Origin of the sequence: Martelella sp. UBA3392, from assembly GCF_002358775.1 — a bacterium.
Classification (GTDB): domain Bacteria; phylum Pseudomonadota; class Alphaproteobacteria; order Rhizobiales; family Rhizobiaceae; genus Martelella; species Martelella mediterranea.
In genome coordinates, this window is record NZ_DEPM01000032.1 from 1 (window position 1) to 5,139 (window position 5,139).

The 5,139-nt window shown below is 61.0% G+C and carries 4 protein-coding genes and 1 pseudogene; 1 reads left to right on the top strand and 4 read right to left on the bottom strand.

The genetic code is table 11. The features are described 5' to 3' along the window. Nucleotides 1-183 precede the first annotated feature (183 nt). Entirely contained in the window at nucleotides 184-1,410 is a 1,227-nt protein-coding gene (locus B4E36_RS02700) for a PLP-dependent aminotransferase family protein (protein WP_292054912.1), read from the bottom strand. A gap of 174 nt (nucleotides 1,411-1,584) precedes the next feature. Continuing rightward, nucleotides 1,585-2,046, bottom strand: coding sequence for an Lrp/AsnC family transcriptional regulator (locus tag B4E36_RS02705; RefSeq protein WP_079920840.1), 462 nt, complete (start codon nucleotides 2,044-2,046; stop codon nucleotides 1,585-1,587). Nucleotides 2,047-2,135: 89 nt separating this feature from the next. Between B4E36_RS02705 and B4E36_RS02710 the strand changes: the two genes are divergently transcribed. Continuing rightward, nucleotides 2,136-3,089, top strand: a complete 954-nt coding sequence (locus B4E36_RS02710; protein ID WP_292054915.1) for a threonine ammonia-lyase — start codon at nucleotides 2,136-2,138, stop codon at nucleotides 3,087-3,089. An 81-nt stretch (nucleotides 3,090-3,170) separates the two neighbouring features. Here the strand turns inward: B4E36_RS02710 and ilvC are convergent. Both ilvC and B4E36_RS02720 read right to left on the bottom strand, forming a co-directional pair. After that, nucleotides 3,171-4,226: pseudogene (gene ilvC, locus B4E36_RS02715) on the bottom strand (ketol-acid reductoisomerase); the annotation flags it as partial. 26 nt (nucleotides 4,227-4,252) lie between these two features. After that, the gene (locus B4E36_RS02720; protein WP_018066009.1) at nucleotides 4,253-4,879 is read right to left on the bottom strand and encodes a TetR/AcrR family transcriptional regulator; all 627 of its coding nucleotides are present in this window, start codon (nucleotides 4,877-4,879) and stop codon (nucleotides 4,253-4,255) included. Nucleotides 4,880-5,139 lie beyond the last annotated feature (260 nt).

Below are 5,139 nucleotides of genomic sequence, written 5' to 3' on the forward strand. Positions count from 1 at the left end.
CCGAGCATCCAGGCGGCTTAAGTCGCTGAATTTGCGAAGATTTATAACGAGATTTTGCCGGGCGGCCTGGATCCTCGGGTCAAGCCCGAGGATGACCCGGAATGGGAGGCAAGATTGTCAACGAAAAGAGGCCCGACGCTGAACGCCGGGCCTCTGTCTGAACGTTTTTTCCGGCTGCCCTTGTCAGGCGGCGGCTGCGAGTTCGCTGCCGATCAGCGCGCCAAGCCGGCGCATGCCCTCGTCGATCGCCGCGGGCGCCGAGCACGAGAACGACAGGCGGAGGTGGTTCTTGCCGCTGCCATCCGCGAAAAACGCATTGCCGGGCACGAAGGCCACCTTGGCTTCCTTCAGCGATTCCTTGAGCAGCGCGGCGCTGTCGATATGTTCCGGCAGCGTCACCCAGACAAACATCCCGCCCTGCGGCCTGGTCCAGCTTACGCCATCGGGCATATGCCGGGCGAGCGAATCCAGCATCGCGTCGCGGCGCTCGCGATAGACGCCGATGATCTTCTCCGCCTGGGCGTCGAAGCCGGCTTCGGCGACGCGCGCGACGGCCATCTGGTTGATCGTCGGCGAGTGCAGGTCGGCGGCTTGCTTTGCCAGCACCAGACGCCGGATGACCGGCCGTGCCGCGCAGACCCAGCCGACGCGCAGGCCCGGCGACAGCGTTTTCGAGAAACTGCCGCAATAGAGCGTGCGGGTGTTCTCAATGCCGCCGGAGCGCGCGCAGTCCATGGCGAGCAGCGTCTGCTGACGCTCGCCGTCATAGCGCAATGCCCGGTAGGCGGCATCCTCGATCACGGCGATATCCAGCGCATCGGCGATATCGAGCAGTTTCTCGCGCTCCATCGGCGTCAGGCATTCACCGGTCGGGTTGGCGAAGTCGGCCGAGAGATAGGCGAATTTCACCCGGCTCCCGGCTTCGCTTGCGGCCTTAGCGTAATCTTCCGGCGCGGTGTTTCGGGAGAGGTCGAGCCTGTCATAGCGCGGCTCATAGGCGTTGAAGGCCTGCAGCGCGCCGAGATAGGTCGGCCACTGCACCAGCGCGGTATCGCCGGGCGACAGCAACAGCTTGCCGAGATAATCGAGCGCCTGCTGCGAGCCCGAGGTGATGAAGATATTGCCGATATCGGCGTTGATGCCGCGGGCGTTCATACGCTGCACGATCCATTCGCGCAGGCGCGGATAGCCTTCGCTGACGGAATATTGCAGCGCCTGACCGGCTTCCGCGCTGCCGAGAATATCGGAATAGGCCTTTTGGAAATCTGCCGCCGGAAACAGCGCCGGATCGGGAATGCCGCCGGCGAACGAAATGATGTCCGGCTGGTCGAGCAGCTTCAGCAGTTCGCGGATTTCGGAGGCGCCCATCCGTTTGGCGCGTGTGGCGTAAATCGCTTCCCAGTCAAGCATGGGGGTTTCCTCAAACGTCTTTTTTGTGCCGGGAAGATCAACACAGCACGGGATTTAAGTCAATAATGCTGACCTATTTTTCGGCAATAAATGCGCTGGCAACGGCGCATTGGCGTAATTTTCGTTCTCTGCAACCAAGAACCCCGTAATTTTATGCCGGCTACCCTACATCAGTTACTCATAAACCGGCAATCGCAGCGAGTGCTTGATGGTCTTGAGCGAGACCATGCTCTTGTATTTTCGCACCACCGATTGCTGCTCACGCATCAGCCTGTCGATAAAGGCGTTGTATTCCGCCAGATCCCGCACCACCACCAGCAGCACATAGTCGGCGTCGCCGGTCACATACCAGCAGGATTGAACCTCGACCGCGCTGTCGAGCCATTTCTGAAACTGGTCCAGGGTGTGGCGATACTCATTTTCGATCTCGAGCTCGACCAGAATGGAAAGATTTCTGTCCACCGCCTTCGGGCTCACCACAGCGACGATGCGGTCGATGACGCCTTGCCGCTTCAGGCGGGCAATCCGACGCTCAACAGCCGAAGTCGAAAGGTTGACGCCCTCGGCGATCGCCTTGGCAGGCAGGTCCGCGTTGTCCTGAAGCAGAAAAAGAATGCTGCGATCAATCTCATCCATGGCGTCTTATCCCCCTTTAGCGCGGTTTTTCCGCGTCATTACTTCAGACAAAGCGGTTTCAAGGTAAGTCATAGGGGTATCATCTGCGCATGACAAAGCAAACAAGACCTTCAGCCGCCCGCATCGAAGACGCCTTGAAGCGTATCGATCCGATATTCCTCAACTCGCCGCTGTTGCGGACGCAGACGCCAGGCTTCTTGCTCCTCGCCAAGGATGAGACCACAAATCCCATCCTGAGCTTCAAGGGCCGCGGCACCAGCAATTTTGTTGCTTGCCTAAAGCCAGATGCTCCGCCGTTGGTCACCGCCTCAGCCGGGAATTTCGGCCAGGGGCTCGCCTACAATGCCGCCCGCACTGGTCGGGCGCTCACCGTCTTCGCCAGTATCAACGCCAATCCGCGCAAGATCGAGGCAATGCGCCGTTTCGGCGCGGAGGTCATTCTCGAGGGCGAGGATTTCGATGCGGCCAAGGCGGCAGCAAAGGCCTACGCGAAAGCCAACGCCCTGCTTTTCGTCGAAGACGGCGCATCCGCCGCCATCGCGGAGGGCGCCGGTACGATCGCAGCGGAACTGACGAGGGAGGCCGATGACATAGACGCCATTTTCGTTCCCTTGGGCAACGGAGCGCTCGCCGTCGGTATCGGCTGCTGGTTCAAGGCACGGTGGCCAAAAACACGAGTGGTTGCCGTCGCCGCAAAAAACGCCCCCTGCATGGCGTTGTCCTTCGAATCTGGAAAGCCGGTTTCAACGGCTTCGGCAGACACGATCGCGGACGGCATCGCGATTCGGGAGCCGGTCCCCGAAGCCGTCGAATGGCTGCAAAACACCATCGACGAAGTGGTTCTGGTGGATGATGAGGCGATATTGGCCGCCATGCGGTTTGCACGACAAAGCTGGAACCGACTTGTGGAACCTGCAGGCGCTGCCGGTTTGGCTGCCGCACTTCTCCAGGCGGACCGGCTGAAAGGCAAATGCGTGGCCACGGCTTTGTGCGGGGGAAACCTGACCGATGCCCAGATCGCTTCATGGTTTCCGGAAGACTGACAAAATCGAGCGGGCACGAGTCAAAAAAAAGCCGGAGGGGGATACCCCTCCGGCTTCTCTTACATCGCTTAAGCGAAGGGCTTAGTTGCGCTCTTTGTCGACCAGAGCGCCCTTCTTGATCCAGGGCATCATGCCGCGCAGCTTTTCGCCGACTTCCTCAATCTGGTGGTGATCGTTGACGCGGCGGGTGGCCTTGAAGCGGGCAGCGCCGGAATGCCATTCCTGCATCCACTCGCTGGTGAAACGGCCGGTCTGAATGTCCTTCAGCACGCGCTTCATCTCGGCCTTGGTCTCTTCGGTGATGATCCGCGGACCGGTGACATATTCGCCCCACTCGGCCGTGTTGGAGATCGAGTAGTTCATGTTGGCGATGCCGCCTTCATAGATCAGGTCGACAATCAGCTTCACTTCGTGCAGGCACTCGAAATAGGCCATTTCCGGGGCGTAGCCGCCTTCGACCAGGGTTTCGAAACCGGCGCGGATGAGCTCGACCAGACCGCCGCACAGAACGACCTGCTCGCCGAACAGGTCGGTTTCGCACTCTTCCTGGAAGGTGGTCTCGATGATGCCCGAACGGCCGCCTCCGACGCCAGACGCATAAGACAGCGCGACGTCAAGCGCGTTGCCGGACGCATCCTGATGCACGGCGACGAGGCAGGGAACGCCGCCGCCCTTCTGGTATTCGCCGCGCACGGTGTGGCCGGGGCCCTTCGGCGCGATCATGATGACGTCAACGGTCTTCTTGGGCTCGATCAGGCCGAAATGAACGTTGAGGCCGTGGGCAAACGCGATCGCCGCGCCGTCGCGGATGTTGGGCGCGATCTCGCTGCTGTAGATGCCGGCCTGCAATTCGTCGGGCGTCGCCATCATCATCAGGTCGGCCCAGGCGGCGGCATCAGCCACAGTCTTGACCTCGAAACCGTCGGCTTCGGCCTTCTTGACGGTGGAGGAGCCTTCGCGCAGCGCGATGACAACATTCTCCGCGCCGCTGTCCTTCAGATTCAGCGCATGGGCGCGGCCCTGCGAGCCATAGCCGATGATCGCGACCTTGCGGCCCTTGACGAGATTGAGATCAGCATCCTGATCGTAGTAAACACGCATTGTCTTTCCTTCCCTTGACAACCTGTCCTTTTGATCCGCCGCTCGAAGAAAACGGCGTCAATTCATTTGGCCGCATAAAGCAGCCAGAAACGTTCAACCGCGCGCTCCGCGCGCCGCTGGAACATGCCGCGGTCGGCGGCCTCGCCCAGAAGCTGGCGCACATGGCTGTCGCCGACGATCAGCCCGTAGAGCACGCGGTAAGCCTCGTCGCCATTGTCGAACAGCAGCACGCCGGAGCGTCTTCCGTCTTCCAGAAGCGCGCGGGCGCGCTGGTCGATCTGCGCCCTGCCCCGTTCCAGAAGCATGCGGCCAAGCTTTTGTCCATCCCGCGTCACCCGGCCGATCGCCAGCCGGTTCAGCGCCAGCGAGACATCGCCGGAGAGCACTTCCAGCAGATCCTGTCCGAATGTCTGGAGATGCCGCTTGAGTTCGTCGCCATCAAGGCGATGGCCGGCGCTTTCGAACGTGCGCACTTTGCTGGCCTGATAGGCGACCATGGCCGCAAGCAATCCGTCGCGATCGCCGAACCACTTGTAGAGACTTTCCTTCGAGCAGCTTGCCGCGCGCGCGATCCCCGCCGTGGTCACGGATTTCTCGCCGCCCTCGACCAGAAGCCGCAGCGCCTGCTCGAGCACCGCCTGCTGGCGGGGCGAAAAATGGGCCTCGATATCGGTGTCGTCGGTCAACAAAAGGCTCTCTCGACTGGAGCATGGGCGATTGGACAACCGCGCCGGATGCTCCAGCTTCTTTCTTTCGGCGCGTCGGGTTAACGAAAAACCGGTACCCGTTTTTTCGCCCGACGCACCAGGTAACGTACGGTACGGTACCTATTGCAACAGATTTCACCCCCGGTCAAGCGTTTTGATGACCCGGAACGCTGCCTGCCCACTGCAAGGCTATCGCTTTTCACTTTGTCGCATAGCCTCCCAATCTTCTCGCCCCGGAGGGG